23 protein-coding genes and 1 pseudogene are annotated in these 25,491 nt (G+C 61.3%); 12 read left to right on the plus strand and 12 right to left on the minus strand.

The window, feature by feature from the left end; all coding sequences use genetic code 11:
* The 7 genes and pseudogenes from EEQ99_RS21200 to EEQ99_RS21230 form a co-directional block, all read right to left on the minus strand.
* Positions 1–145, minus strand: a pseudogene (locus tag EEQ99_RS21200) (electron transfer flavoprotein subunit beta/FixA family protein); the annotation flags it as partial.
* A gap of 9 nt (positions 146–154) precedes the next feature.
* Positions 155–1,585 (minus strand): aldehyde dehydrogenase family protein, encoded by a 1,431-nt coding sequence (locus EEQ99_RS21205; RefSeq protein WP_028755657.1) that lies wholly within the window; start codon positions 1,583–1,585, stop codon positions 155–157.
* A gap of 14 nt (positions 1,586–1,599) precedes the next feature.
* Positions 1,600–2,334: an ABC transporter ATP-binding protein gene (locus EEQ99_RS21210; RefSeq protein ID WP_028755658.1), complete on the minus strand. Its 735-nt coding sequence runs from the start codon at positions 2,332–2,334 to the stop codon at positions 1,600–1,602.
* Positions 2,331–3,149, minus strand: coding sequence for an ABC transporter ATP-binding protein (locus tag EEQ99_RS21215; RefSeq protein ID WP_127431053.1), 819 nt, complete (start codon positions 3,147–3,149; stop codon positions 2,331–2,333). Before EEQ99_RS21215 ends, EEQ99_RS21210 begins: the two co-directional genes overlap by 4 nt.
* Positions 3,146–4,456, minus strand: a complete 1,311-nt coding sequence (livM, locus tag EEQ99_RS21220) for a high-affinity branched-chain amino acid ABC transporter permease LivM (RefSeq protein ID WP_127431054.1) — start codon at positions 4,454–4,456, stop codon at positions 3,146–3,148. Before livM ends, EEQ99_RS21215 begins: the two co-directional genes overlap by 4 nt.
* Before the next feature lie 17 nt (positions 4,457–4,473).
* Positions 4,474–5,391, minus strand: a complete 918-nt coding sequence (locus EEQ99_RS21225) for an ABC transporter permease subunit (RefSeq protein ID WP_127431055.1) — start codon at positions 5,389–5,391, stop codon at positions 4,474–4,476.
* A 77-nt stretch (positions 5,392–5,468) separates the two neighbouring features.
* Positions 5,469–6,584: an ABC transporter substrate-binding protein gene (locus tag EEQ99_RS21230; RefSeq protein WP_127431056.1), complete on the minus strand. Its 1,116-nt coding sequence runs from the start codon at positions 6,582–6,584 to the stop codon at positions 5,469–5,471.
* Positions 6,585–6,891: 307 nt separating this feature from the next.
* On the opposite strand from EEQ99_RS21230, the gene EEQ99_RS21235 reads away from it, so the two are divergent.
* Genes EEQ99_RS21235 through EEQ99_RS21260 form a run of 6 tightly spaced genes read left to right on the plus strand, consistent with a single transcriptional unit; the run spans position 6,892 to position 15,595 of the window.
* A complete protein-coding gene (locus tag EEQ99_RS21235; RefSeq protein ID WP_127431057.1) occupies positions 6,892–8,973 on the plus strand; it encodes a hydantoinase/oxoprolinase family protein in 2,082 nt (693 codons plus the stop codon).
* Positions 8,974–8,983: 10 nt separating this feature from the next.
* Positions 8,984–10,651, plus strand: coding sequence for a hydantoinase B/oxoprolinase family protein (locus EEQ99_RS21240; protein ID WP_127431058.1), 1,668 nt, complete (start codon positions 8,984–8,986; stop codon positions 10,649–10,651).
* Complete coding sequence (locus EEQ99_RS21245; RefSeq protein WP_164735949.1) at positions 10,648–11,859, plus strand: pyridoxal phosphate-dependent aminotransferase; 1,212 nt, start codon at positions 10,648–10,650, stop codon at positions 11,857–11,859. Before EEQ99_RS21240 ends, EEQ99_RS21245 begins: the two co-directional genes overlap by 4 nt.
* A 12-nt stretch (positions 11,860–11,871) precedes the next feature.
* Positions 11,872–12,684 (plus strand): NAD-dependent epimerase/dehydratase family protein, encoded by an 813-nt coding sequence (locus EEQ99_RS21250; RefSeq protein ID WP_047618800.1) that lies wholly within the window; start codon positions 11,872–11,874, stop codon positions 12,682–12,684.
* Positions 12,685–12,693: 9 nt separating this feature from the next.
* The gene (locus tag EEQ99_RS21255; RefSeq protein ID WP_127431059.1) at positions 12,694–13,887 is read left to right on the plus strand and encodes an NAD(P)/FAD-dependent oxidoreductase; all 1,194 of its coding nucleotides are present in this window, start codon (positions 12,694–12,696) and stop codon (positions 13,885–13,887) included.
* Between the two features lie 22 nt (positions 13,888–13,909).
* Positions 13,910–15,595 carry a thiamine pyrophosphate-binding protein gene (locus tag EEQ99_RS21260; protein WP_127431060.1) on the plus strand — a complete coding sequence of 562 codons (1,686 nt, stop codon included), beginning with the start codon at positions 13,910–13,912 and terminating at the stop codon, positions 15,593–15,595.
* A gap of 68 nt (positions 15,596–15,663) precedes the next feature.
* Here EEQ99_RS21260 and EEQ99_RS21265 read toward each other — a convergent pair whose 3' ends face one another.
* Together EEQ99_RS21265 and ydiJ are read right to left on the minus strand one after the other, a co-directional pair.
* Positions 15,664–16,395, minus strand: coding sequence for a FadR/GntR family transcriptional regulator (locus tag EEQ99_RS21265; protein ID WP_029868376.1), 732 nt, complete (start codon positions 16,393–16,395; stop codon positions 15,664–15,666).
* Between the two features lie 45 nt (positions 16,396–16,440).
* Positions 16,441–19,497: a D-2-hydroxyglutarate dehydrogenase YdiJ gene (gene ydiJ / locus EEQ99_RS21270; RefSeq protein ID WP_127431061.1), complete on the minus strand. Its 3,057-nt coding sequence runs from the start codon at positions 19,495–19,497 to the stop codon at positions 16,441–16,443.
* Positions 19,498–19,595: 98 nt separating this feature from the next.
* On the opposite strand from ydiJ, the gene EEQ99_RS21275 reads away from it, so the two are divergent.
* Both EEQ99_RS21275 and EEQ99_RS21280 read left to right on the plus strand, forming a co-directional pair.
* Entirely contained in the window at positions 19,596–20,345 is a 750-nt protein-coding gene (locus EEQ99_RS21275) for an SDR family NAD(P)-dependent oxidoreductase (RefSeq protein WP_029868427.1), read from the plus strand.
* Entirely contained in the window at positions 20,338–21,087 is a 750-nt protein-coding gene (locus tag EEQ99_RS21280) for an SDR family oxidoreductase (RefSeq protein ID WP_097631692.1), read from the plus strand. Before EEQ99_RS21275 ends, EEQ99_RS21280 begins: the two co-directional genes overlap by 8 nt.
* Here EEQ99_RS21280 and EEQ99_RS21285 read toward each other — a convergent pair.
* The 3 genes from EEQ99_RS21285 to EEQ99_RS21300 all read right to left on the minus strand — a co-directional run bounded on the left by EEQ99_RS21285 (position 21,068) and on the right by EEQ99_RS21300 (position 23,474).
* Positions 21,068–21,325, minus strand: coding sequence for a hypothetical protein (locus tag EEQ99_RS21285; RefSeq protein ID WP_047618812.1), 258 nt, complete (start codon positions 21,323–21,325; stop codon positions 21,068–21,070). The genes EEQ99_RS21280 and EEQ99_RS21285 overlap by 20 nt on opposite strands.
* 52 nt (positions 21,326–21,377) lie before the next feature.
* The gene (groL, locus tag EEQ99_RS21290; RefSeq protein ID WP_029868430.1) at positions 21,378–23,006 is read right to left on the minus strand and encodes a chaperonin GroEL; all 1,629 of its coding nucleotides are present in this window, start codon (positions 23,004–23,006) and stop codon (positions 21,378–21,380) included.
* Positions 23,007–23,159: 153 nt separating this feature from the next.
* Entirely contained in the window at positions 23,160–23,474 is a 315-nt protein-coding gene (locus EEQ99_RS21300; RefSeq protein ID WP_127431063.1) for a co-chaperone GroES, read from the minus strand.
* Between the two features lie 357 nt (positions 23,475–23,831).
* Between EEQ99_RS21300 and EEQ99_RS21305 the strand changes: the two genes are divergently transcribed.
* The 4 genes from EEQ99_RS21305 (at position 23,832) to EEQ99_RS21320 (ending at position 25,389) form a co-directional block, all read left to right on the plus strand.
* On the plus strand, positions 23,832–24,122 hold the full coding sequence (locus tag EEQ99_RS21305) for a hypothetical protein (protein WP_029867897.1): 291 nt from the start codon (positions 23,832–23,834) through the stop codon (positions 24,120–24,122).
* A gap of 107 nt (positions 24,123–24,229) precedes the next feature.
* Positions 24,230–24,586: a hypothetical protein gene (locus EEQ99_RS21310; protein WP_097631267.1), complete on the plus strand. Its 357-nt coding sequence runs from the start codon at positions 24,230–24,232 to the stop codon at positions 24,584–24,586.
* Between the two features lie 54 nt (positions 24,587–24,640).
* On the plus strand, positions 24,641–24,964 hold the full coding sequence (locus EEQ99_RS21315; RefSeq protein ID WP_127431064.1) for a DUF2934 domain-containing protein: 324 nt from the start codon (positions 24,641–24,643) through the stop codon (positions 24,962–24,964).
* 5 nt (positions 24,965–24,969) lie between these two features.
* Positions 24,970–25,389: an HD domain-containing protein gene (locus EEQ99_RS21320; RefSeq protein WP_029867894.1), complete on the plus strand. Its 420-nt coding sequence runs from the start codon at positions 24,970–24,972 to the stop codon at positions 25,387–25,389.
* The last annotated feature ends 102 nt before the right edge of the window (positions 25,390–25,491 follow it).

The following is a 25,491-nucleotide window of genomic DNA, read 5'->3' on the forward strand; positions in this document are numbered from 1 at the left end:
GCCGCAGCGCCTCTTCCACCGAGATCTCGTCGAACGGGTTCATCGACATCTTCACATTGGCAAGCTCGACACCCGTGCCATCCGGACGAACCCGGATCTTCACGTTGTAGTCGACAACCCGTTTGACGGGCACGAGAATTTTCATCGGTTTTCCCTATGCAAGCGTGTAGGCGGTTTTGACCGAGGTGTAGAATTCCGCGGCATATCGGCCCTGTTCGCGCGGGCCGAAGGATGAGCCCTTGCGGCCGCCGAACGGCACGTGGAAATCGACACCGGCCGTCGGCAGATTGACCATGACCATGCCGGCTTCGGCATTGCGCTTGAAATGCGTCGCATGCTTCAAGCTGGTGGTGGCGATCCCGGAGGAGAGGCCGAAGCTGGTATCATTGGCGACGGCGAGGGCCTCGTCGTAATCCTTCACCCGGATGACGGCGGCGACCGGGCCGAAGATTTCCTCCCGCGCGATCCGCATCTGGTTCGTCGCTTCGGTGAAAAGCGCGGGTTCGAGATAGAAGCCGGGTGTCGCCCGTTCCAGCCGGTTGCCGCCGAAGGCAAGCCTTGCGCCTTCCTGTCGGCCGATATCGATATAGTCGGTGTCTTGCCGCAACTGGCCCTCATCGACGACGGGACCAATATGCGTGCCGCTCTTCAGAGCATCGTCGACGACAAGCCCCTCAAGGCGCCTGGTAAGTGCCGCCACGAAGCGGTCGTGAATGCCTTCCGTCACGATCAGTCGTGAGGATGCCGTGCAACGCTGGCCGGTGGAGAAGAAGGACGAATTGGCGGCCGCCTCGACGGCGACCTCGAGATCGGCATCGTCAAGGACCACGAAGGGGTTCTTGCCGCCCATCTCCAGCTGGAACTTGCGATTATGCTCGATCGACGCGAGCGCGACACGCTTTCCTGTCGCTGCCGACCCGGTAAAGGTCAGGGCGTTGATATCGGGGCTGTCGAGCATCGTCTGGCCGACCACGCTGCCGCGTCCCATGACGAGATTGACGACACCGGCCGGCGCGCCCGCCCGGTGAAGGATCTCGACGAGGGACCAGGCGGAGCCCGGCACCAGATCGGCGGGTTTCAGGACGACCGTATTGCCATAGGCAAGGGCCGGCGCGATCTTCCAGGCGGGGATGGCGATCGGAAAGTTCCAGGGCGTGATCACTCCGACGACGCCGACCGGTTCGCGGGTGATGTCGATGCCGACGCCGGGGCGAACCGAGGGCAGCGTTTCTCCCGACAGCCTGAGAACCTCGCCCGCAAAGAAATCGAAGATCTGGCCGGCGCGGGTGACTTCGCCGATTGCCTCGGGCAAGGTCTTGCCTTCCTCGCGGGCCAGCAGGCGTCCGAGCTCCTCCTTGCGCGCCAATATCTCGTCGCCGGTCTTCTTCAGAATGGCGTGGCGGATCAGGATCGGCGCTTGGGACCAGGCTGGCAAAGCCGACTTTGCGGCCGCGATGGCAGCCCTGACGTCATCGGCATTGGCGCGGGCAAATTCGCCGACGACGTCATGGGTGTTGGACGGGTTTATGTTCGCCGAAGCGTCGCCGGCAACCCATTCCCCGGCGATCAGGTTCTTGTGCAGCATGGAAATCCCTGCGTTCAGTGCAGCCCGAGATAGGCCTTGCGGACGTCTTGGTTGTCGAGAAGGGCGGCGCTGTCGCCGGAGAGATGAATGCGGCCGTTGACCATGACATAGGCCCGCTGGGAGAGCTTCAAGGCGTGATTGGCATTTTGCTCGACGAGAAATATCGTTTTGCCCATTGCGGCGATTTCCCGCAAAACCTCGAAAACGCGCTTGACGATCAGCGGCGCCAAGCCGAGCGAGGGTTCGTCGAACAGGATCAATTCGGGCCGCGCCATCATGGCGCGGGCGATGGCGAGCATCTGCTGCTCGCCGCCGGACATGGTGCCGGCGGTCTGGTTTCGACGTTCCTTGAGACGCGGGAAGAGCTCGAACATGGTGTTCCGGTCTTCTTCGAAATGGGCCATGCCGATCGGTGTCGTGCCCATCATCATATTCTCCTCGACGGACATCTCCTGGTAGATCTGCCGGCCCTCCGGAACGAGCGCGATGCCACGCCGGGAAATCCTGCTGGTCGGCATATGGGAGATATCTTCGCCACGATGCAGGATCTTGCCCGATGAGGCGCGCGGGGCGCCGAAAATAGAAGAAAGCAGCGTGGTCTTGCCGGCGCCGTTTGCACCGATCAGGCTGACGATCTCACCGGCGGAGATGTGGACGTTTACCGCCTTCAGCGCTTCGACCGCGCCGTAATGAGCATGGACGCCGGCGAATTCGAGAAGCGGTACCTGCGTGTCGGACGATTGGCTCATGCTGGTACCTCTTCTTCGCTGACACCGAGATAAGCGGCGACGACGGCCGGGTCATTGGCGACATGCTCAGGCGTGCCGTCGGAGATCACCTCGCCATGATCGAGCACGACGATGTGGTTCGAAATGCGCATGACGAGGCCCATGTCGTGTTCGATGACGAGAACCGTCTGATCGTGATCGTCACAGAGCCGCTGTATGACTTCCGCCAGATCCAGCGTTTCGGAGGGGTTCAAGCCCGCGGCTGGTTCGTCGAGGCATATGAGGCTCGGGCCCGTGCACATGGCGCGAGCGATCTCGACGCGGCGCTGCCGGCCGTAAGGCAGTTCACCGGCCAGGCGGTTGGCGTCGTCGGCAAGCTTCATCTGCCCGAGCCAGTAATAGGCACGATCGATGGCCTCTCCCTCGGCCTTGCGGAACGCTCCAGTCCGGAAAACACCGCTGAGGATGTTGTTGCGGGTGGTGAGGTGCTGGGCGATCAGAAGGTTCTCGATAACCGACATTTCCTTGAACAGGCGGATGTTCTGGAACGTCCTGGCAATCCCGGCGCGTGTCACGAGGTGCGAGCCGCCGGTAATCGGTTTCGTCACCAACTGGCCGATATCGGTCGGGCCTTCGCGTCCGTTCAGCATGATGCTGCCTTCGCTGGCGCGATAGAAGCCGGTGATGCAGTTGAACATCGTCGTCTTGCCGGCGCCGTTGGGACCGATCAGGGCGGTCACCGCGCCGCGTTCGACCGAGAAGCTGACGTCCCGGTTGGCGACGATGCCGCCGAACCGCATCGTGACATTCTGCACGTCGAGGATAGATCCGTTCATCGTCCCGCCTCCGCCTTGCCCTCAAAGGACAGTTCGTTGCCGATGCCTTCTTTCATCGAGCTCGGAAAGAAGGCCGGGCGCTTGATGCGGACCAGGCCACGCGGTTTCCAGATCATCATCACCACCATCAGAATGCCGAAGACGAGAACGCGGTATTCGGCGAATTCGCGCAGAAGTTCCGGAAGAATGGTGAGAACGAGCGCTGCCGAGATGACGCCGGCCGTCGATCCGAGGCCGCCAAGGACGACGATGGCCAGGATGAGGGCGGATTCGAAGAAGGTGAAGGATGTCGGATTCACGAAGCCCTGCTGTGCGGCAAAGAAGACGCCGGCCAGGCCACCTGTGGAGGCGCCGAGCATGAAGGCCGTGAGCTTTGTGAAGACGTGATTGACGCCGAGCGAACGACAGGCGATCTCATCTTCGCGCAGCGCTTCCCACATGCGGCCGAGAGGGATGACGCGCAGCCGCTCCACGGCGTAGATGACGAAGCAGACGACAAGAAACAGCACGAAATAGAGAAACCAGAACCGGTAGTCCGCGCTGTAGGGGATGCCCAGATATTCATGAATGGGAACGCCGCCCTGTTTGGCGGTACGAGTGAATTCGAGGCCGAGGAAGGTGGGTGCCGGAACCGGAGCGCCGTTCGGCCCGCCGGTGAAATCAAGCCAGTTGTTCAGCACAAGACGAATGATCTCGCCGAATCCGAGCGTGACGATGGCAAGGTAGTCGCCATGCATCTTGAGAACGGGAAAGGCGAGGACCATGCCGAAGAGGCCGGCCAGGAATGGGGCGAGCACCAGAGCGCCCCAGAACCCGATGCCGAGATATTGCGATCCGAGCGCCAGGAGATAGGCGCCGACGGCGTAGAAGGCGACGTAGCCAAGATCGAGCAGGCCAGCAAGCCCGACGACGATGTTGAGCCCCAGGCCGAGCAGGCAATAGATCAGGGCGAGGATCGCGATACCCAGGAGGTATTTGTCGGCAAAAAACGGCAGGCTCAGCCCTGCGAGAAACAGCACGGCAAGGAGCAGCGCCGGCGACCTTTCCTTGCCGGTCATGACGGTCACGCCGGCACCGTTGCCTGCGATGCGCCGGATGAGTTTTCGGCCGGGGCTGCTCATCTGGAACAGCGAGAGTGCTAGACGTCCTGCCGTGACGACGGCAGCCAGCAACACCGCGCGTATCAGTTCGTTGGTGAACGAAAATCCCTCGAGCACCAGTCCCGAGATCGGACCGAACAGGATGAGGGAGACCGTAAAGGTGAGGAGCGCTTGCCTGACGAGCGCGCGAAGGCGGTTGGATTCCATGGTTTCTTGCTCCTCTCTCAGACTTTCTGGATTTCCGGCCGGCCAAGCAGGCCATACGGTCGGAAAAACAGGAGGGTGATGAGCAACGCAAAGGCGAAGACGTCCTTGTAGTCGGTGCTGACATAGCCTGCGAACAGAGCCTCGGTCAGGCCGAGGACGATACCGCCGAGCACGGCGCCGGGCAGTGAACCGATCCCGCCGAGCACTGCGGCCGTGAAGGCCTTGATGCCCATGACGAAGCCGATGAAAAAGTTGAAGGAGCCGTAATTGAAGGTGACGAGCGTGCCGCCGACGGCGGCCGTGGCCGCGCCCATGACGAACACGGCCGAAATGATCCGGTCGGTGTTCACCCCCAGTATCGCGGAGATCCGGATATTCTGCTGGGTGGCACGGCATTCGCGGCCGATCCTGGTGTAGTTGATCACATAGGTCAGTATGCCCATGGCGATCAGCGACGCGAACAGGATCACCGTCTGCATATAGGTGATCTGTGCGAAGTGGACATCGCCACCGATGCGAAACGCACCCTGGATGAGTGTCGGCACGCCCTGGTCGCGTGCGCCCTGAGCGATCTGGACATAGCTCTGCAGCATCAAGGAGATGCCGATGGCCGATATCAGCGGAGCAAGCTTGGTCGAGCCGCGAAGCGGCCGATAGGCGACGCGTTCGATCACCCAGCCATAGACGGCCGTGATCGCGCAGCTGATCACCAGCACGGATATCAAGGCGAAGGGAACCGACTGAACGCCGAAATAGCCAAGCACGGCGAGTGTGATGGCGGCGATATAGGCCGATACCATATAGACGTCGCCATGGGCGAAGTTGATCATCCGGATGACGCCGTAGACCATGGTGTATCCGACCGCGATCAGACCGTAGATCGTCCCCAGCGTGATGCCATTGAACAATTGTTGAACCAGGATGTAAAAGTCCATGGTGAACCCCTCTTATGGTTTTCGGGGATGGATAAGCCGGCCGAACCTTGCGGTCCGGCCAACTCGGGCAAAATGCCTTACTTCACCAAGACAGGGGTTCCCTTGTCGTCGAAGTTGTAGAAGACGAACTTGAAGTCCTTGATGTCGCCCTTGGCGTCCCAGGTGATTTTGCCGATGGCAGAATCGACCGTGTTGTTGCGGAGATAGTCGGCCTGGGCCTCCAGCTCGTCGCCGGCCTTCAGCGCAGCGACGATGGCCTGCGCATTGGCGTAGCCATAGAGCACGTAGTTGGCCGGCGTGATGTTGGCTTTCTTCAACGCATCCTGGACGCCCTGCGTGGAGGGATCGGCCAGCGGATCGGGCGTCGCCGAATAATAGACGTTCTTCAGATTCTCAGGCCCGCCGGCGGCTGCGACGAGTTCCGTCTGCGCGAAAGCATCGCCGCTGACGACGACTACGTCGACACCCTGTTCCTTCAGCTGGCGGATCAACGGGCCGCCTTCGGGAATGAGGCCGCCGAAATAAACGGCGTTGGCGCCGGAGCTCTTGATCTTGGTGACGAGCGCGTTGAAGTCACGTTCGCCACGGGTCAGGCCTTCGTACATCACCGGCTTGATTCCGCGTGCTTCGATCGTCTTCTTGACGGCGTCCACCAGGCCCTGGCCATAGGTGTCCTTGTCGTGGATGAGCGCGATCTTGTCCCGCTTCAGCGTATCCAGGATGAAGCTGCCGGCGACGACGGCCTGCTGGTCATCACGGCCGCAGCCACGGAACAGATTGTCGAAACCGCGATCGGTGACGGTCGGATTGGTCGAGGACGGCGTCATTTCGAGGATGCCGGCATCATTGTAGATTTCCGAAGCCGGGATCGTGTTGGACGAGCAGAAATGCCCGATCACGGCCTGAACCTTGTCCTGGTCGACGAAACGATTGGCGACGGCCACGGCCTGCTTCGGTTCGCAGGCGTCGTCACCCTTCACCAGTTCAATCTTCTTGCCATTGATGCCGCCCGACGCATTGACGTCGCTGACATAGGCGGACACGCCGCTGAACACCTGCTCGCCGAAGGTCGCATTGGCGCCGGTAAAGGGGCCGGCGACGCCGATCTTGACCGTGTCGGCGGCCAAAGCGCTGGAAAACAGCAAGGCGGAGGCCACAGCGGTGGCGCTCAGAAGTTTCGAGATGGATTTCATGTGCTTTTCCCTCTGGTTGAAGCTCTCTGGTTTTTAATGGTTCTCGACGCGGTTCAGTCCGCGTTCATGCTTCGCATCAAAGGCGAAGATATTATTTTTGTTAGGTAATTTCTCTGCTCCGCAGTTGCGGAGAAGAGCGGATTTCGAGATTTTCGATCCTTTTCTTAATTGACACTTATATGATAAGTGACATATACGAAGATCGTCAAGCGGAAATGTTGCAGTGTCGTTTGCAACAGTGAAGAATGGCACGACGCATGGCTGCGCGAGCGCGGCCTCCAACGTTAAGAAAGCGGGGAACAAGACGGTGAGCAGCACGCCACGAAACTGCCGGGTGGGCGTCGATATCGGCGGCACCTTTACGGATATCGCTCTCGACCTCGATGGGACGCTTCACTCGACGAAGATCCTGACGGATTATACGGCACCGGAGCGGGCGATCCTCAAGGGCGTGAAGGCCGTCGCCGACATGGCGGGTATCGCTCTTTCAGAGATCGGCATCCTGATTCATGGCACGACGCTCGCCACCAATGCGCTCATCGAGCGGCGCGGCGCCAAAACCGCCTTCGTGACGACGGAAGGTTTTCGTGACGTGCTCGAGATGCGCACTGAGAACCGTTTCGAGCAGTATGATCTCAATATCTCCCTGCCGCCGGCGCTCATTGCCCGCGCCGACCGATTCGTCATCCGGGAGCGTATCGATGCGCAGGGCAAGGTTCTGCTCGCTCTGGATGAGGCTTCGGTCGCAGCCGTCGTCGAGAAGGTTGCCGCAGGCGGCTATGAAAGCGTCGCGGTCGGCTTCATTCATGCCTATGCGAATGGCGCGCACGAAGTCGCCGTCCGCGATGCGATCCTGAAGCGCCTTCCCGGCATTTCCGTTTCGATCTCGTCGGAAGTTTCGCCGCAGATGCGCGAGTTCGAGCGCTTCAACACGGTTTGCGCCAATGCCTATGTCAAGCCGGCGATCAAATCCTATCTCGACCGTCTCGTCGTGTCGCTGAAGGAGATCGGAGTCGGCTGCCCGGTCTTCATGATCCATTCCGGCGGCGGGATCGTCTCGGTCGAGAGCGCCTCCGAGTTTCCGGTGCGTCTGGTCGAATCCGGTCCGGCGGGCGGCGCGATCTTCGCGGCCGACATTGCCCGTCAATATGGTCTCGATACGGTTCTTTCCTTCGATATGGGCGGCACGACCGCCAAGATCTGCCTGATCGAAAACCAGGTGCCGAAGACGGCCAAGACGTTCGAAGTCGCGCGCACCTATCGATTCCGCAAGGGATCCGGCATGCCGATTTCCATCCCCGTCGTCGAGATGGTCGAAATCGGCGCGGGCGGCGGTTCGATCGCTTCGGTCGACGCAATGCGCCAGATCCGCGTCGGGCCGCACTCGGCGGCCTCGGAGCCCGGCCCGGCCTGTTATCAGCGCGGCGGCAAGAACCCCACCGTCACCGATGCGGACCTGATCCTCGGCAAGCTCGATCCCGCCAATTTCGCGGGCGGCGCCATCCCGCTTTCCGTCGAGGCGAGCCGCCGGGCAATGAGCGACGATATCGGCTCGGTCATCGGCCTCGATCCGGAAGCATCAGCTTACGGCACGTGCGAAATGGTCGACGAAAACATGGCCAATGCCGGCCGCGTCCACACCGTCGAGAACGGCAAGAACATTTCCGATTTCACCATGATCACCTTCGGCGGCGCCGGACCGCTGCATGCCGCGCGCCTCTGTGAAAAAATGGGCATCTCGACCTTCCTCGTTCCGCCGGGCGCCGGCGTTGGTTCGGCGATCGGATTCCTCAAGGCGCCGTTCGGCTATGAGTCCGTCCGCAGCGCCGTCTTCAACCTGTCGAATTTCGAATATTCCGAGGCCAACCGGCTCCTCCAAGCCATGAAGGCTGAGGCGTTGGGCTTCGTCGAAGGCGGGCTCGACGCGGGCTCCCCGGTGATCGAACGCACGCTGTTCATGCGTTATGCCGGGCAGGGCTGGGATATCCCGGTCCCGCTTGCCGATGACAATTTCGACGCCGCGAGTGCTGAGACGATCGCCGCCTCGTTCGAAAAGGAATATGAGCGTTTCTTCGGCCGCGCCATCGAAGGTCTCGATATCGAGATCGTCAGCTGGTCGGTCAAGGCGAGCTCGCCGCTGCCGCCGGTGGAGCGCGTATCCTCCATCGCCGAAGGCAATGTCGTGCAGCCTGGCAAGACGCGCCGCCTGTTCGAGGCTGCGCAGGGCGCCTATCTCGAAGCCGGCATTCACGAGCGTACCGGCCTGACGCCCGGCGACGTGGTCAAGGGCCCCGCCGTCATCGTCGAGCGCGAGACCTCGACGGTTCTCACCGTCTCTTTCAAGGCCGTCGTTCAGCGCGATGGCTGCCTTCTCGTAACCCGGATCTGAGGATAGTCACATGAACCAATCCATGATCGATATCCATATGCAGGTCATGTGGAACCGGCTGATCTCCGTCGTCGAGGAGCAGGCGCAGACGCTGATCCGCACGGCCTTCTCCACCTCCGTACGCGAGGCGGGCGATCTGTCGGCCGGCGTCTTCGACCTGGAAGGCCGCATGCTGGCGCAGGCGGTTACCGGCACGCCCGGCCACGTCAACGCCATGGCGGAATCCGTCGCGCATTTCATTGCCGATATCGGGCCGGACAATATCTTCGAAGGCGACGTCTACATCACCAACGATCCATGGAAGGGAACGGGCCATCTGCACGACATCACCGTCGTCACGCCCTCCTTCCATCACGGCAAGTTGGTCGGTTATTTTGCCTCGACCGCGCATGTCGTCGATGTCGGCGGTCGCGGTTTCGGCCCGGATGCCCGTGAAGTCTATGAAGAGGGCATCTTCATCCCGATCATGAAATTCTTCGAGCGCGGCGAGCTGAACCGGACGCTGATCCATATCGTGCGCAACAATGTCCGCGAAAACGATAAGGTCGTCGGCGACTTCTATGCGCTCGCCGCCTGCAATGAAACGGGCCATCGCCGGCTCGTCGACATGCTGACGGAATTCAATCTTCCTGATTTGTCGACGATCGGCGGCTTCATCCTCAAGCACAGCCGCGAGGCAACGCTGGAGCGGCTGAAGAATCTTCCGCACGGCTCCTGGGATTATAGCCTGGATCTCGACGGCTATGATGAGCCGGTGCATCTCGCCGCAAGACTTACCATCGGTCCCGAGGGAGTCGTGGTCGATTTCGATGGCACCTCCGGCATGAGCAAGTTCGGCATCAATGTGCCGCTCGTCTACGCCAAGGCCTATGCCTGCTACGGCATCAAATGCGTCGTGGCGCCGGAAATTCCCAACAATGCGGCCTCGCTAGCACCCTTCGACGTCGTGGCGCCGGAAGGCTGCATCCTCAATGCCAAGCGGCCGGCGCCGGTCGCCGTCCGCCACGTTCTCGGCCATTTCGTGCCGGACCTCGTGCTCGGCGCGCTGCATCAGGCGCTTCCGGGCCAGGTTCCTGCGGAGGGTGCCAGCGCACTCTGGAACCTGCATATGAGCGTGCGCTCCGTCTCCGATCAGATCGGCGGCAAGGGCGCGGAAATCCTGATGTTCAATTCCGGCGGCTCCGGCGCGCGTGCCGCTCTCGATGGCTTGAACGCCACCGCCTTTCCGAGCGGCGTGCACACGATGCCGATCGAGGCGACGGAAAATGTCGGCCCCGTCATCATCTGGCGCAAGGAGTTGCGCGAGGGGTCAGGGGGTGCCGGCGCGCAACGCGGCGGTCTCGGCCAGATGATCGAGATCGAAGCGGCCGAAGGTTTCAGCTTCCGCTTCTCCGCCATGTTCGACAGGCTCGGCCACCCCGCACGCGGCCGCGAAGGCGGACAGAGCGGCACGGCCGGCGCCGTTGCGCTCGACGACGGTACGGTTCTCAAGGGCAAGGGGCTTCAATTCGTGCCGGAAGGCCGGCGCCTCGTTCTGTCGCTTCCGGGCGGCGGCGGTTACGGCGATCCGGCAAATCGCCCGACTGACGCGATCGAACACGACCTGAGGCATGGATACATCACCGAAGAACAGGCTGAAGCCTACGGCAGGGGCCGGACCCAGGGAGGCAAGGCATGAATATGATTGCATTCGAAAGCAAGCGCGTCGCGACGATCAAATCCTCGCCGTCCATGGCGGTGTCGATCGCCGCCAAGGCGATGCGGGCCAGGGGAGAGCATGTCGTCGACCTCTCGCTCGGCGAGCCCGATTTCGATACGCCCGATCATATCGTCCAGGCGGCGATCGAGGCGATGCGCAAGGGGCTTACCCGCTATACCGCGCCGGACGGACTGGTGGAACTGCGCGAAGCGATCGTCGCCAAGTTCAAACGCGAGAACGGCCTCGACTACGCCATGGATGAGATTTCCATCGGCAACGGCGCCAAGCAGATACTCTTCAATGCGTTCCTGGCAACGCTGGAGCCCGGCGACGAGGTGGTCGTGCCGGCGCCTTACTGGGTCTCCTATACCGACATCGTCATCCTGCATGGCGGCATTCCCAAAACCGTGCCTTGCGGTGTCGAGGATGCCTTCAAGATCACAGCCGAGCGGCTGGAAGCAGCCATCACGCCGAAGACGCGGTGGTTCCTGTTCAACTCTCCCTCCAATCCGACAGGGGCGATCTATACGGCGGACGAACTGAAGGCGCTTGGCGCGGTGCTGGCGCGCCACCCCCATGTGGCGATCATGTCGGATGAGATCTACGAGCATATCGTCTGCGGCGAGGTGCCTTTCACGTCCTTCGTCGTCGCTTGCCCGGAGCTGAAGGACCGCACGCTCATCATCAACGGCGTATCCAAGGCCTACGCCATGACGGGATGGCGCCTCGGTTATGCGGCCGGCCCGCGGGAACTGACCAGGGTCCTCAACAAGCTTCAGTCCCAGAGCACGACCTGCCCGTCCTCCATCACCCAGTTTGCCGCCGCCGCAGCGCTCAACGGTCCCCAGGACTTCGTGACGACAGCGGTTGCCGAATACAAGGCGCGCGGCGAACTCGTCGCAAGGGGCTTCAGCGCGATACCCGGTCTTGAGGTGCGGGCACCGGAAGGGGCCTTCTACCTCTTTCCGAAATGCGCCCACTATATCGGCAAGACGGCGCCCGACGGCGCCGGGATTTCCAACGACACCGAATTGGCCTCCTATCTCCTCAGGGAAGGCAAGGTCGCAACCGTTCCGGGTGCCGCTTTCGGTGTCGAACCCTATATTCGCCTTTCCTTCGCGACATCGCGCGACAATCTTGCCATTGCCATCGAGCGCACCGCCGATGCACTGGCTAAACTTCGCTAAAGGGAAAATTCGATGACCGATTATCAGCGCACGCTTCTGACCGGCGCGGCCGGCGCTCTGGGAACCCAGTTGCGCGAATCCGGAACAAGGCTCGGCAAGATCGTCAGGCTGTCCGCACGCAAGCCCTGCGACAACCTCGCGCCGCACGAGGAAGATTTCCCGGCGGACCTTTCCGACTTCGACGCCGTTTCCAAAGCCGTGGAGGGTTGCGACGCCATCATTCATATGGGCGGTCAGGGGCTGGAAGCTCCCTGGAACACCATCCTCAACGCCAACATCGTCGGCAGCTACAACATCTATGAGGCGGCGCGCCAGCATGGCGTCAAGCGCATCGTCTATGCCAGCTCCGTTCACGCCATCGGGTTTTACGAGCGCACCGAGACGATCGACGGCAACGTACCGACCCGCCCCGACAGTCTCTACGGCGTGTCGAAGACCTTCGTCGAAAACCTCGGCCGTTACTATTTCGACAAGTTCGGGATCGAGACCGTGAGCCTGCGCATCGGCTCGTCTTTCCCGGAGCCGACGGACCGGCGCCATCTCATCACCTGGCTTTCCTATCGCGATTGCCGCCAGCTCGTCGAAAAGAGCCTGTCGGCCGAACGCGTCGGCTTCATGGTCGCCTATGGCATGTCCGACAACAGCCAGGCCTTCTGGGACAACCGCACGGCGGCATCGCTTGGATACAAGCCGGAAGACAGCGCCGACGATTACGCGGACAAGGTCTTTGCGAAGACGAAACAAGGCGATCCCAACGATCCGGCGGTGCGCTTCCAGGGCGGCAGCTTTGCGGCTGCCGGCCATTATGAAGACGAGAAGAAGTGAGACGCACCGATGCAAGCTTCCAAGTCGTCCTATGACGTGGTGATCGTCGGCGGTGCAGTGGTTGGCAGTTCGACGGCATATTTTCTGGCGACCAACCCCGATTTCAACGGATCGGTCCTGGTGATCGAGAAGGACTGGACCTATCAGCGGTCGGCCACCGCGCTCTCTTCCAGCTCCATCCGTCACCAGTTCTCGAATGCGATCAACGTCAAAGTCTCGCAGTTCGGGACGGAGTTCATCCGCAACTTCAAGGAAAACGTCGCCGTCGACGACGATACGCCGGAGATCGGTTTCCATGAGGCCGGGTATTTGTTCCTCGCCGAGGACGAACGCGGCGATCAGGTTCTCCGGCGCAACCACGAGACCCAGATCTCCTGCGGGGCTGATGTCACGCTGCTCGATCCTGACGGCCTCGGCCGGCGGTTTCCCTGGTTGAACCTGGAAGGACTGACGCTCGGCAGCACCGGCGAACGGGGCGAAGGCTGGTTCGACAGCGTCGGCCTGCTCCAGGGCTTCCGCAAGAAAGCGCGCTCTTTGGGCGTCGAATATATCGAAGACGAAGTCGTTGCCGTCAACAGAGAGGGAGACCGCATCGTTTCCGTGTCGACGAAGAGCGGCCAGACGATCGCTTGCGGCACGATGGTCAACACATCGGGCACCAACGGTAAAAAGGTCGCCCGCATGGCCGGGCTCGACGTTCCCGTCGAGCCACGCCGACGCTCGCTGTTCGTCGTCGATTGCCGCACACCGCTCGAAGGAAAGGTCGGCCTGACGATCGACCCCACCGGCGTTTTCTTCCGGCCCGAGGGCAAATTCTATCTGATGGGTACCTATCCCAAGCACGATCCGGAGGTCGATCCCAACGATTTCGACGTCATGCACGACGAATTCGATGAGGAAATCTGGCCGATCATGGCGAACCGGGTTCCGGCCTTCGAGGCGATCAAGGTCGTCAATTCCTGGGCCGGCCACTACGATTATTGCACCCTCGATCACAATGTCGTCCTCGGACCGCATACTGAGGTCAGCAATTTCCTCTTCGCAAACGGCTTTTCGGGGCACGGTCTCCAGCAGTCGCCGGCGATGGGACGGGGTCTCTCGGAACTGATTGCCTATGGTGGCTTCAAGACGCTCGATCTTTCGCCATTTGGCTATGAACGAGTGACGGCACACCGGCCCTTCCTCGAAGACGCCGTCATTTAACGTACAAGGAGAGGGGCTCCCGATGAGAAATGAAACATTGAAGCGCAGTGGCGGCCAGGTGCTCGTCGATGCCTTGCGCATCCACGGTGTCGAGCGCGTGTTCGGCGTGCCGGGCGAAAGTTATCTTGCCGCCCTCGACGCCTTTCACGACATGGAAGACGCTATTGAATTCATCGTCTGCCGGCAGGAAGGTGGCGCTGCCTATATGGCGGAAGCCTACGGCAAGATGACCGGCAAACCCGGCATTTGCTTCGTCACCCGCGGGCCGGGCGCGACCAATGCTTCCGTCGGTGTGCATACGGCTTTCCAGGATTCGACACCGATGATCCTGTTCATCGGCCAGGTGGCGCGTGATCAGATGGAGCGCGAAGCATTCCAGGAGATCGATTATCGCCGCATGTTCGGCCAGATGGCGAAGTGGGTCGTCGAGATCGAGGATGCCGCCCGCATTCCCGAGCTCATCAGCCAGGCGTTCCACCGGGCCGTCAACGGCCGGCCCGGGCCGGTGGTCGTCGCTCTTCCGGAAGACATGCTGACCGATATGGTCGATGTCGCCGACACTCCACCTTACAAGCGGGTCGAGGGCTTTGCCGGCCCCGAGCAATTCGAAGAATTGCTCGGCCTTCTCTCCGAGGCGAAGCGCCCGCTGGTCGTTGTCGGCGGCGGCGGCTGGACGCAGCAGGCCGTTGTCGACCTGAAAGCGTTTTCGGAGGCCTTCAGCCTGCCGGTCGCCGCTTCCTTCCGCTGCCAGGATCTGTTCGACAATAAGCACGAGAATTATGCCGGCGATCTCGGCCTTGCCGCAGGGCCGAAGTTGATCCGCCATGTGAAGGATTGCGACCTGCTGATCTCCATTGGCGCCCGTCTCGGAGAGATGACGACAGGCGCCTATACGCTGATCGACATTCCAGTGCCGAAGCAGTCGCTCGTTCATATCCATCCGGGCGCGGAGGAATTGGGGCGCGTTTATCACGCGCGATTGCCGATCAACGCCAGCGTCGCGGGTTTCCTGTCGCAGGCGGCAAAGTTGAATCCATCATCTGCGCCGGTGTGGAAGGATTGGACCCGAGCGACCCATGCCGACTACCTCGAAAACCTCGCGCATTCCGAGGTCCCGGGGCCGGTGCAGATGGGTGATATCATGGAATGGCTGCGCGGCCATCTCAAGCCCGACGCCATCCTGACCACCGGCGCCGGCAACTATTCCGCCTGGGCGCATCGTTTCTATCAGTACCGCACCTTCCGCACCCAGCTCGGACCGACGAACGGTTCCATGGGCTACGGCGTGCCGGCGGCGATCGCCGCCAAGATCACCGATCCCGCGCGCACGGTCGTTGCCTTCGCCGGCGACGGATGTTTCCTGATGAACGGCCAGGAGCTTGCAACCGCCATGCAGTATGACGCTCGGGTGGTCTTCCTCGTCATCAACAACGGCATGTATGGCACGATCCGCATGCATCAGGAGCGCAGCTATCCCGGTCGCGTCTCCGCTACCCGCCTGACGAACCCGGATTTTGCCGCGCTGGCGCGATCCTATGGCCTCCACGGCGAGACCGTGGAAAAAACCGAGGACTTCGCCGGCGCCTTCGAACGCTGCGAGGCGTCAGGCAAGCCGGGTCTCATCGAAATCCGGATCGATCCGGAAGCGCTGACACCGAAAATGACACTGACGCAAATTCGCGAACAGGCGATCGCCCAGGGAAAGTGATTACGGCTAAGTGATTGCGGGGAAGTGATCGCAGGAAAACGCACCGCCTGAAAAGCAGGCGGTGCGCATCAATCCTCTGTTTCGCTGCTCGCCGGCTCATTGAGCATCGTGCGGTAGCGATGGAGGCTTTCCTCCAGATGGACGATCAGCGCGGCCTTGGCAGCCTTGGCATCACCTTGGGTGATCGCGGCCAGAATAGCGGCGTGTTCCTTATTGATCTTCTTCAGGTAGGTGCTGTAGCCGCGCGCCGATTGGCGATGTTTGAGCACGAGTTCGAAATTGATGCTCTCTATCACCGCTTCCAGAAAACTCGGGAAGTGGGGATTGCGGGTGGCGCGGGCGATTGCAAGATGGAATTCGAAATCGGCGCGGGCCTCGACCTCGGCATCGTCCGTCACCAGGTTTTCAAGGTTGTCATAGGCGCGGGCAATTTCTGCCAGCGCCTCCGGCGTGCGCCTCGACGCTGCAAGGGCAACGGATTGGATCTCGACGCCGAGCCGTAATTCCAGGATCTGCATCGCCGAGCGAATGTCCTCGATGCGGCTGATCTCGAAATTGAGGGTCTTTGCGTCCTTCTCGCTGACATAGACCCCCGCACCCTGCCGCGCTGTCACCCGTCCGCCCACCTTGAGGGAGGTGAGCGCCTCGCGAATGACGGTTCGGGAAACCCCGAACTCTTCGCATAGCTGGGCACTTGACGGAATTTTCTCGCCCGGGGCATAAAGACCGGAATCGATCCGTTCCATCAGCTTTGCAACGACGATTTCCGCGAGATTGCCTCGTTGCGTGATGATTGACACTGGTTCACTCCGGTTTTCACGATCAAATTTAGCACATATCACATATCATGCCACGTCTGATTGTGGGATGCCGGGGTTTTCAGACATTATCTTATCGATGACCTGAAAGGGGTGCGGGATGCGTTTGTTGTCGATTTCCTTCACCTGGGAGCGGCACGAATATCCGGTGGCCATGAGACTGTCGGTATCGCCTGATGCATCGACCTCCGGCTTCCAGCTCATCGCATAAAGGCGCTCGGAGATCGGCCGGTTGCGCGCCTCGTGGCCAAAGGTGCCGGCCATTCCGCAACACCCCGTTTGTGCCGCCTGAAGGTCGATGCCGAGGCTTGCGAACACTTGTTTCCATTGTGCGACGGAAGAGGGCGCATTGGTGCGTTCGGTGCAATGGGCCATCAGTCGGAAGTTTTTACCCTTGGCGGCGGAGGGTGACGCGGCAAGCCGGTCAAGATTGGCGACCAGCCATTCCTGCGGAAGAAGAATGGCAGCCTTCAGCATGCCCTTGTATTCGCTGCGAAAGGCGAGCGTCATCGACGGATCGAGCCCGACGAGCGCCACACCCGCTTCATCCAGCCGCTGAAGATAATGCGCGGTCCGCCCGGCCGCAGCCTCGAAACGTCCGAGATAGCCATGAACGTGCAGCGCTTTGCCATTAACGTGGGACGCGGCGAGGAAGGGCGAGAGCCCCATTTTCCGCGCAAGCCTGATTGCGGCGAGGGCGACCTCAGGATCGAAATAGGCGGTAAACGCATCGGCGACGAAGATAACGCTCTGCTCCCTCTGGCGCGGCGACAAGGCCTCGATCCGCGACGGGGTCGCAAGCGGTACCCCAAGGCGGGCGGCCTCTTTCGCCAGAGAGATCCGCGGCAGGCGGGGCAGGGACGTCAGTCCGGCGACGCGCATCATCATCCTGCCGGCGCGCGTGCTGACGATAAGGTTATAGGCAGGTCGTATCCGCTGAACCAGGGGCAGGGTGGTCTCGATGGCGGCGACGAGCGGATCCTTCAGCGGACGGAGGTAACGTCCGTAATAAAGTTCGAGGAATTTGGAGCGGAAGGCCGGGACGCTGACTTTCACCGGACATTGCCCCGCGCAGGCTTTGCACGCCAGACAGGTGTCCATCGCAGCGCGGACCTCATGGGAAAAGTCGTCACGATTTTGGGGGTTCAGCGAGTTGAAGGCGCGCCGCGCCAGTTTCGCCAGCGGACCGCTCCGCCGCAAGCGTTTTGCCTCCTCGCGAGCATCGATGCCCTTCTCGGCAAGCAGCTTCAGCCATTCCCGCATCAAAGCCGCGCGGCCCTTGGGCGAAAAGCGCCGATCGCGTGTCGCCTTGTAGGAGGGGCACATGGGGCTGGTTTCATCGAAGTCGAAACAGGCGCCGTTGCCGTTGCAATAGGCGGCGTTGTCGAAGGCGGAGCGGATCTCGTTGCCGATGATGCGGTCGGTCTCTCCCCGCAGCGGCACATCGTCGATCTTCAGCAGCGCCTGGCCGGCAGGGGCTGCAATCTTGCCTGGATTGAGGCAGGTTTCCGGATCGAAAGCCCGTTTGATCTCCTGCAGGCTGGGATAGAGATCGCCGAAAAATTCCGGCACATATTCGGAACGCACGCCTTTGCCGTGCTCTCCCCAGAGCACGCCGCCATATTTGCGCGTCAGCGCCACGACGGCGTCGCTGACCTCCCGGACCAGCTTGATATGGTCGTCGCGGGTAAGGTCGAGTGCCGGCCGCACATGCAGGACGCCGGCATCGACATGGCCGAACATGCCGTAGGAAAGGCCCGCGCCATCGAGAAGCGCGCGGAATTCGCGGATATAGGGCGCGAGATTCTCCGGCGGTACGGCGGTATCCTCGACGAAGGCAACCGGCCTGACCGGGCCATCGACATTGCCAAGCAGGCCGACCGCCCGTTTGCGCATCGACCAGATCGCCTCGACCTCGGCATGATCCCGCGCGATCGTATAACCCAGGTGACGCGCATTTGGGCCTGTGGCAAGCGCGGCGGTCACCTCGGCGAGTTTGCGTTCGAGTTCGGCTTCATCGTCGGCCAGCACTTCGGCGATATTGATGCCGTTGGTCGCTTCGCTCGCGTCGTCCGGAAAAAAGCGGGCAATGCCGGTCCAGACGATGTCGCCTCTGGCGAGGCCGAGAACCTTTTCGTCGACCGTTTCCACCGAGGCGACGTTCAGCGCCACGAGGCTGCGGGCATCCTCCAAGGCGGTGTTGAAGTCGCCGTAGCGGATGTTGATCAGGGCCGCATGGGCGGGGATCGGCAGAAGGTTGAGTTCGGCTTCGGCGATCATCGCCAGCGTTCCCTCCGAGCCGCAGAGGATGGCATTGAGGTCGAAGCGCCCGTCGCTGCGGAAGATGTGAGCGAGGTCGTAGCCGGTCATGTAGCGGTTGAGTTTCGGAAAGATCTCGGCGATCCGGTCGCGCTTTTCCCGCGCGATCCGCTCGACTGTCCTGTGGATCTCGCCGACACGGTCCTGGCGCGCGACGATCTCCGTGAACGCCTCCGGATCGAGCGGGCGCGACCACCAGTCGGAGCCATCTACAAGCACGATGCGCAATCCCAGTACATGGTTGCTGGTCTTGCCGTAGAGGCATGACCCCTGGCCGCAGGCATCGGTGGAAACCATGCCGCCGATGGTGGCGCGATTGGAGGTGGAGAGTTCGGGCGCAAAAAACAGGCCGTAGGGCTTCAAAGCCTGGTTCAGCTGATCCTTGACCACGCCCGCTTGGACGCGGGCAATTCTCCTGACCGGGTCGATTTCGAGAATGGAATTCATGTGTCGCGAGCAGTCGACGACGATGCCCGATGTGAGAGATTGGCCGTTCGTGCCGGTTCCGCCGCCGCGCGGCGCGACGGTGATCCCGCGAAACGCCGGCTCCGACAAGACGGCCGCCGTGATCTGCAGGTCTTCGACGCCTCGGGGGAAAAGGATGCCGGTCGGCTCGATCTGATAGATGGAGTTGTCGGTCGAAAAAACCGTCCGGCTCGCCGCGCCGGTTTCGATGTCGCCATCGAACCCCGCCTCGATGAGCCGCTGGAAGAATCCTGCAGGAGGAAGGGGGATTGAACCATGCGGCCGGAGGCGCGGAATCATGTCGAAACCTTCAGAATGCACTTGAGCTTTGTCGAAGTTGGCATATAAGTGATAACATACAATGTCAGCGGCGCAACGCAAAACACTGAGGTGGAACTTTGAAGAACCAGACCGCAATCATCGTCGGCGGCGCTTCCGGGCTCGGCTTGACGACGGCCAAGCTGATGATCTCGCATGGGGCGACCAGGATCGGGCTCATCGATCGCAATGAGCAGCTGCTTGCCTCTTCGGCCGAGGCGCTTCGTGCTCTCGGCGCCGAGGTTGCGACGGCCGCTGCCGACATTTCCCGGGCGGAAACGGCTCATCGTGGGTTCAACGAGATCGCCGGCAAGCTCGGCCGGATCCATGTGCTCGTCAACAGCGCCGCCATCTATCCGAGACGTCCTATCCTCGAGATCACCGACGAAGAATGGGACCTCGAAAATGCGATCAACGTGAAGGGTACCTATCATATGATGGTGGCTGCCGTTCTTCATATGCGCCAGCACGTGAACGCGCCCGAGGTTACGGGGCGGATCGTCAACGTGACCTCGGTCGATGCTTTCAAGGCTCATCCCCAGAATGCGCATTATGCCGCAACCAAGGCGGCTGTCGTCAGCCTGACGAAATCCTTTGCCCAGGAATGCGCCAAGGACCAGATCCTTGTCAATTCCGTAGCGCCCGCCGGTTTCGCGACGGATCGCGCCAAGGAGCTCGGATTCCTGCCGGAGCTGGCCAAAGCCAGCGCCCTTGGCCGCGCGGCCGAGCCGGTCGAAATGGCGGAATGGATCGTCATGATGGCATCGAGCCGCAACACCTATGCAACAGGCGAAAACGTCGTCGTCAGCGGAGGCTACATCTATGTCTGAGCCGCTGCCCTATCGGGTCGCCGTGGTCACCGGTGCGACGAGCGGCATCGGTCGCGCCACCGTCGACAAGCTGTGTAAGATGGGGCTGACGGTCTATGCCGTTGGCCGAAGCGCCGAGGCTCTTGAAGAACTCGCTGGGGAAAGCGGGGCGAAGCCGATCCGGGCCGATGTGCGCGATACCGCCGAAATCGTCAAGCAGCTTCACGGAACTGAGGTCGATATCCTGATCAACAATGCCGGCATTCTCTCGACGCGGGCGACATTCAGCGAGATCGAACCGTCCGAAATCGATGCCATGATCGACATCAATCTCAAGGCGCCGATGCAGCTGACCCGTGCATTCCTGCCTGCCATGGTTGAGCGAAAGCGCGGCCACCTGATCTATATCGGCTCGAGCGGCGGCCAGGCGCCGTATCCGAATATGGCGGCCTACGGCCCGTCGAAGGCCGGGCTCAGCCTGTTTTGCGACAATTTGCGCTGCGACCTGCTCGGGACCTCCGTTCGGGTGACCGAGGTGGTGCCGGGCCGCGTCCAGACGGAACTTTATCGAACCGCAATGGCGGGCAATCAGGCGCGGACGCTGCTCTATGACGGCTACCGTCCGATACAGCCTTCACACATCGCCTCGATCATCTCGAACGCCATCGAGCTTCCCGTCTTCGTCGACGTGTCGCGGATCGAAGTCTTCCCGACGGACCAGGCGACCGGCGGCGGCACCATGGTCAAATTTCCCGAGCCGTAGGCGGGCGCTCGCTTGTTTCGAAGAGACCGCGGGCCGCCTCGACCATCGATTGCAGCTGATTGGGGTCGCGTACGCCCTGTCGGTAGATCTCGATGATGATGCTCGCCATTCGTTCTGCTTCATCGCTGTCTCTTGCTATCGCGTAATCGGCGCGGAGCTTGTCGAAGACGTGCTGGCAGGTTTCAAGATCGCGGGAGTCCAGCGGTACCTGCGATCGGTTTTTGATCGTTTGAACCATCTCTATTCCCTTCGAAAGGCCCGCCAGCGAGGCCGGCGGGCCGGCAGATGTGTTAGAAATCCATGCCGGGGCCGGCGGGCAATGGCGGCGGCGCGTCCTTCTTGGGTTTCTCGGCGATCATGGCTTCGGTCGTGACGAGAAGGCCGGCGATGGAGGACGCGTCCTGCAGCGCGGTGCGAACAACCTTTGCCGGATCGATGACGCCCTGCGCATAAAGGTCGCCATATTCGCCGGTCTGAGCGTTCCAGCCGTAGGCGAAGTCACTTTTCTCGCGCAGCTTGCCGACGATGACCGAGCCTTCCGCTCCGGCATTTTCGGCGATCTGCCGCGCCGGCGTCTCGAGCGCGCGGCGAACGATGTCGACACCGACACGCTGGTCGCTATTGGCGGTCTTGAGGTTGTCGAGCGCCTTGACGGAGCGCAGCAGCGCCACACCGCCGCCCGGCAGAATGCCTTCCTCGACCGCCGCCCGGGTTGCATGAAGCGCGTCGTCGACGCGGTCCTTCTTTTCCTTCACTTCGACTTCCGTCGAGCCGCCGACGCGGATGACGGCAACGCCGCCGGCGAGCTTGGCAAGACGCTCCTGCAGCTTCTCGCGGTCGTAATCGGAGGTGGTTTCTTCGATCTGGGCCTTGATCTGGGCAACACGGCCTTCGATGTCGGACTTGGCGCCCGCGCCGTCGACGATCGTGGTGTTCTCCTTTTCGATCGACACCTTCTTGGCACGGCCGAGCATGTCGAGCGTGACGGATTCGAGCTTGATGCCGAGGTCTTCGGAGATGACGGTGCCGGCGGTGAGGATGGCGATGTCTTCGAGCATGGCCTTGCGGCGGTCGCCGAAGCCAGGCGCCTTGACGGCAGCGATCTTCAGGCCGCCACGCAGCTTGTTGACGACGAGGGTTGCAAGAGCTTCGCCTTCGACGTCTTCAGCGATGATGAGGAGCGGCTTGCCGGACTGGACGACGGCTTCGAGAACCGGCAGCATCGACTGCAGGTTCGACAGCTTCTTCTCGTGGATGAGGATATATGGGTCTTCGAACTCGGCCCGCATCTTGTCGGCATTGGTCACGAAGTAGGGGCTGAGGTAGCCGCGGTCGAACTGCATGCCTTCGACGACTTCGAGTTCGGTTTCGGCGGTCTTGGCTTCTTCGACGGTGATGACGCCATCATTGCCGACCTTTTCCATGGCTTCCGCCAAAAAACGGCCGATTTCGGCATCGCCATTGGCGGAGATCGTGCCGACCTGGGCGATTTCGGCATTGTTGGAGATCTTGCGGGCGTTGGCCTTCAGTTCCGCAACGATGGCGCCGACGGCGAGATCGATGCCGCGTTTCAGGTCCATCGGGTTCATGCCTGACGTGACGGCCTTGGCGCCCTCTTTGACGATCGCCTGGGCAAGCACCGTTGCGGTCGTGGTGCCGTCGCCGGCGATGTCGCTGGTCTTCGAGGCGACTTCACGGACCATCTGGGCGCCCATATTCTCGAACTTGTCTTCGAGTTCGACTTCCTTGGCGACGGAGACGCCGTCCTTGGTGATGCGCGGCGCGCCGAAGGACTTGTCGATCACGACGTTGCGGCCTTTCGGGCCGAGCGTCACCTTCACGGCGTTGGCCAGGATGTCGACGCCGCGCAGCATCTTCTCCCGGGCTTCGGTGCTGAATTTGACTTCTTTAGCAGCCATGTCCTCACTCCTTCATAGGCAGCCAGAGCAATTCCGGGAAAGGTGCGAAGCGGTTTTCCGTTCGGAATTGCGTCAGAAATAAAATGTTGGAGCTGTTCTGCTTTTCTACGACAAGCTGAAGCGCTCCAGCGTTGACGAATGTTCGCAGGGACCTCAGGCGGCCTGCTGCTGTTCGTCCTGGGTTTCGATGACGCCCATCACGTCGCTTTCCTTCATGATCAGCAGGTCTTCGCCATCGATCTTGATCTCGGTGCCGGACCATTTGCCGAACAGGATGCGATCGCCGGGCTTGACGTCGAGCGCCTGGATCTGGCCGGCATCGTTGCGTGCACCAGGGCCGACGGCGATGACCTCACCTTCCTGCGGCTTTTCCTTGGCAGTGTCGGGAATGATGATGCCGCCCTTGGTCTTTTCCTCTGACGTGACCCGGCGGACGAGAATGCGATCATGAAGCGGTCGGAACGACATGTCTTCCTCCATCGACAAACAGTGATGATGTTGCTCCCCCGGGCCGGACCGGATGACCAATCCGGGGCGGGTGCAAGGTTCCGCGCGAGCGCGCCTTGCGCGACTGATCTGGTTCGACGGCACTGCAATTTCAAGAGGGAATAAGAGAAAAATTAGCACTCTCCACCGACGAGTGCTAACGTATTGCAGGGAACAGAAAATCGGCTCCCGCGTTCGGACTACGAGGTGGATGACACTGCGTCGAAGGCGCGTTCAAGCCGCATCGAGGCTTGAATCCGGAATTTGACATTCCCAACTGTCTCATGATCGAGGCTTGACGAGCTCGATCACCGTCCCACGTCTTTTGGAGTGAGTGACATGGAAGAAAAGACCAATATAATCAGAGACCTCAGCATTGAGGAACGTGAGGAAATCTTCGTCGATATCGCTCGCACGCTGGAGGATACGGCGCGTGAGGCTCTTGTCGAAGGCAACATGCAGTTTGCGGCACTGTCCAACAACATGGCTGAAGCGATCCGCGTCAACGCCGACGAACTGGCCCGTGACGATCCCGACAATGCCGAGCTCGTGTTGCTGCAGGCGACGGCGATGATTTCGCAGTTCGAGGCCGTGCACCCCTATCGAATGGTGAGTATGGCCGTTCATTGATTGCCGCCGGCGCGTGCGGCTCGATCGCGCGCTCAAATCAATCGCCACCCACGCGGAACTCTCACTGCTTGCGAAGGTTATTGGATCACAACATCGAAGGGTGATCCATGATGACCGTCAAATCCACCGTGCCGCCCGAGAGCGGGACCGACGACGCGCGTTCCGCCGACACCGAACGGACCGAAGCCGATCGCAAAAGGGCATTGGAAACTGCCCGGCGCAACGTCAGTTCGACATTGGATCGCCACAGCGGCACCGAAACCCTAAGCCTCAAGCTTGCCAAAGAATATCTCAGCCTCGGCGGCCACCGCCGGTCGATGATCGACGACAATATCACCGACGTTCGTCAATGGGATGAAGATCCGCGGGAGGCCGAACGCTTCTGGAAGGAACGGGTGGAGACGCTTTCAAAGGACGAGCACAAACGGGTGGAGGATTTTCTTCCAACCATCAACACGCCGTGAAAGTGGCTGGGCCTGTTCTTCGGACGGCTTATTTAAATGCGCTTGGAGGAGATCATGGCGATAGACAAGCACGAGCAGATACGTCACCGTGCCTACGAAATCTGGGAGGCCGAAGGCCGCCCGGATGGCGCCGACCAGCGTCACTGGCTGCAAGCCTGTGATGAACTTGCGGGCGAGGATGAGCATGAAACACTGCAGAACCTGCTCGATGAAGACGACAGGGATGATGCAGCACTGCTCCAAGGTGCCGGCGAGAGCGGCGATTTCGATCGGCGACGAACGCCTGTCCAGGCCGCGGCGGTTCCCGTCCCTGACATCGAGATGACGACGGGCGAGAAGCCTTCCCGACAGAAGATCGGGAAGACCGAGGGCCCGTGATCGCCATGCAGCATCTCGACCATGCCATCCAAGTGGCTCTTACAGCCCATGAAGGTCAGGCAGACAAGACCGGCCGGCCGTTCTTCGAACATTGCCAGCGGGTCGCACTTCTCGTTTCCGGCGATGAGCGGCGAACGATCGCCTACCTTCATGACGTGGTCGAGAAAGGAAGCGGCTGGACGCTCGACAGGCTGAGGGAAGATGGCTTTGCGCCAGCGATCATCTCCGCCGTGGACGCTCTGACACGGCGGCCGGACGAGCCGGACGACGACTTCGTCAGACGCGCGGCATCCAACCCGCTGGCCTTGCCGGTCAAGCAGGCCGATCTCGAAGACAATCTCCGGCAGGCCGAACAGACCGGCAAGAACACCGAAAAGTACCAGCGCGGCCTGGATCTCCTGCGCGACATCAAGAGCCGACAATAGGGGCTCGGACAAATTTGCGCAGTTCGCCTGGCCGCCAAGATCGATAATGGGCCGATGGCGACCGTAACCTGACTTCCGCTGGTGCAGCGAAGGTTTTGTGCC

The organism is Rhizobium anhuiense, assembly GCF_003985145.1.
Classification (GTDB): Bacteria; Pseudomonadota; Alphaproteobacteria; order Rhizobiales; family Rhizobiaceae; genus Rhizobium; species Rhizobium anhuiense.

Bases quoted from the DNA above. Each gene is read 5' to 3' on its own strand.
- EEQ99_RS21205 (WP_028755657.1), bottom strand. From the start codon at position 1,585: ATGCTGCACAAGAACCTGATCGCCGGGGAATGGGTTGCCGGCGACGCT.
- EEQ99_RS21210 (WP_028755658.1), bottom strand. From the start codon at position 2,334: ATGAGCCAATCGTCCGACACGCAGGTACCGCTTCTCGAATTCGCCGGC.
- EEQ99_RS21215 (WP_127431053.1), bottom strand. From the start codon at position 3,149: ATGAACGGATCTATCCTCGACGTGCAGAATGTCACGATGCGGTTCGGC.
- livM (WP_127431054.1), bottom strand. From the start codon at position 4,456: ATGGAATCCAACCGCCTTCGCGCGCTCGTCAGGCAAGCGCTCCTCACC.
- EEQ99_RS21225 (WP_127431055.1), bottom strand. From the start codon at position 5,391: ATGGACTTTTACATCCTGGTTCAACAATTGTTCAATGGCATCACGCTG.
- EEQ99_RS21230 (WP_127431056.1), bottom strand. From the start codon at position 6,584: ATGAAATCCATCTCGAAACTTCTGAGCGCCACCGCTGTGGCCTCCGCC.
- EEQ99_RS21240 (WP_127431058.1), top strand. From the start codon at position 8,984: ATGAACCAATCCATGATCGATATCCATATGCAGGTCATGTGGAACCGG.
- EEQ99_RS21245 (WP_164735949.1), top strand. From the start codon at position 10,648: ATGAATATGATTGCATTCGAAAGCAAGCGCGTCGCGACGATCAAATCC.
- EEQ99_RS21250 (WP_047618800.1), top strand. From the start codon at position 11,872: ATGACCGATTATCAGCGCACGCTTCTGACCGGCGCGGCCGGCGCTCTG.
- EEQ99_RS21255 (WP_127431059.1), top strand. From the start codon at position 12,694: ATGCAAGCTTCCAAGTCGTCCTATGACGTGGTGATCGTCGGCGGTGCA.
- EEQ99_RS21260 (WP_127431060.1), top strand. From the start codon at position 13,910: ATGAGAAATGAAACATTGAAGCGCAGTGGCGGCCAGGTGCTCGTCGAT.
- ydiJ (WP_127431061.1), bottom strand. From the start codon at position 19,497: ATGATTCCGCGCCTCCGGCCGCATGGTTCAATCCCCCTTCCTCCTGCA.
- EEQ99_RS21280 (WP_097631692.1), top strand. From the start codon at position 20,338: ATGTCTGAGCCGCTGCCCTATCGGGTCGCCGTGGTCACCGGTGCGACG.
- EEQ99_RS21285 (WP_047618812.1), bottom strand. From the start codon at position 21,325: ATGGTTCAAACGATCAAAAACCGATCGCAGGTACCGCTGGACTCCCGC.
- groL (WP_029868430.1), bottom strand. From the start codon at position 23,006: ATGGCTGCTAAAGAAGTCAAATTCAGCACCGAAGCCCGGGAGAAGATG.
- EEQ99_RS21300 (WP_127431063.1), bottom strand. From the start codon at position 23,474: ATGTCGTTCCGACCGCTTCATGATCGCATTCTCGTCCGCCGGGTCACG.
- EEQ99_RS21305 (WP_029867897.1), top strand. From the start codon at position 23,832: ATGGAAGAAAAGACCAATATAATCAGAGACCTCAGCATTGAGGAACGT.
- EEQ99_RS21310 (WP_097631267.1), top strand. From the start codon at position 24,230: ATGATGACCGTCAAATCCACCGTGCCGCCCGAGAGCGGGACCGACGAC.
- EEQ99_RS21315 (WP_127431064.1), top strand. From the start codon at position 24,641: ATGGCGATAGACAAGCACGAGCAGATACGTCACCGTGCCTACGAAATC.
- EEQ99_RS21320 (WP_029867894.1), top strand. From the start codon at position 24,970: ATGCAGCATCTCGACCATGCCATCCAAGTGGCTCTTACAGCCCATGAA.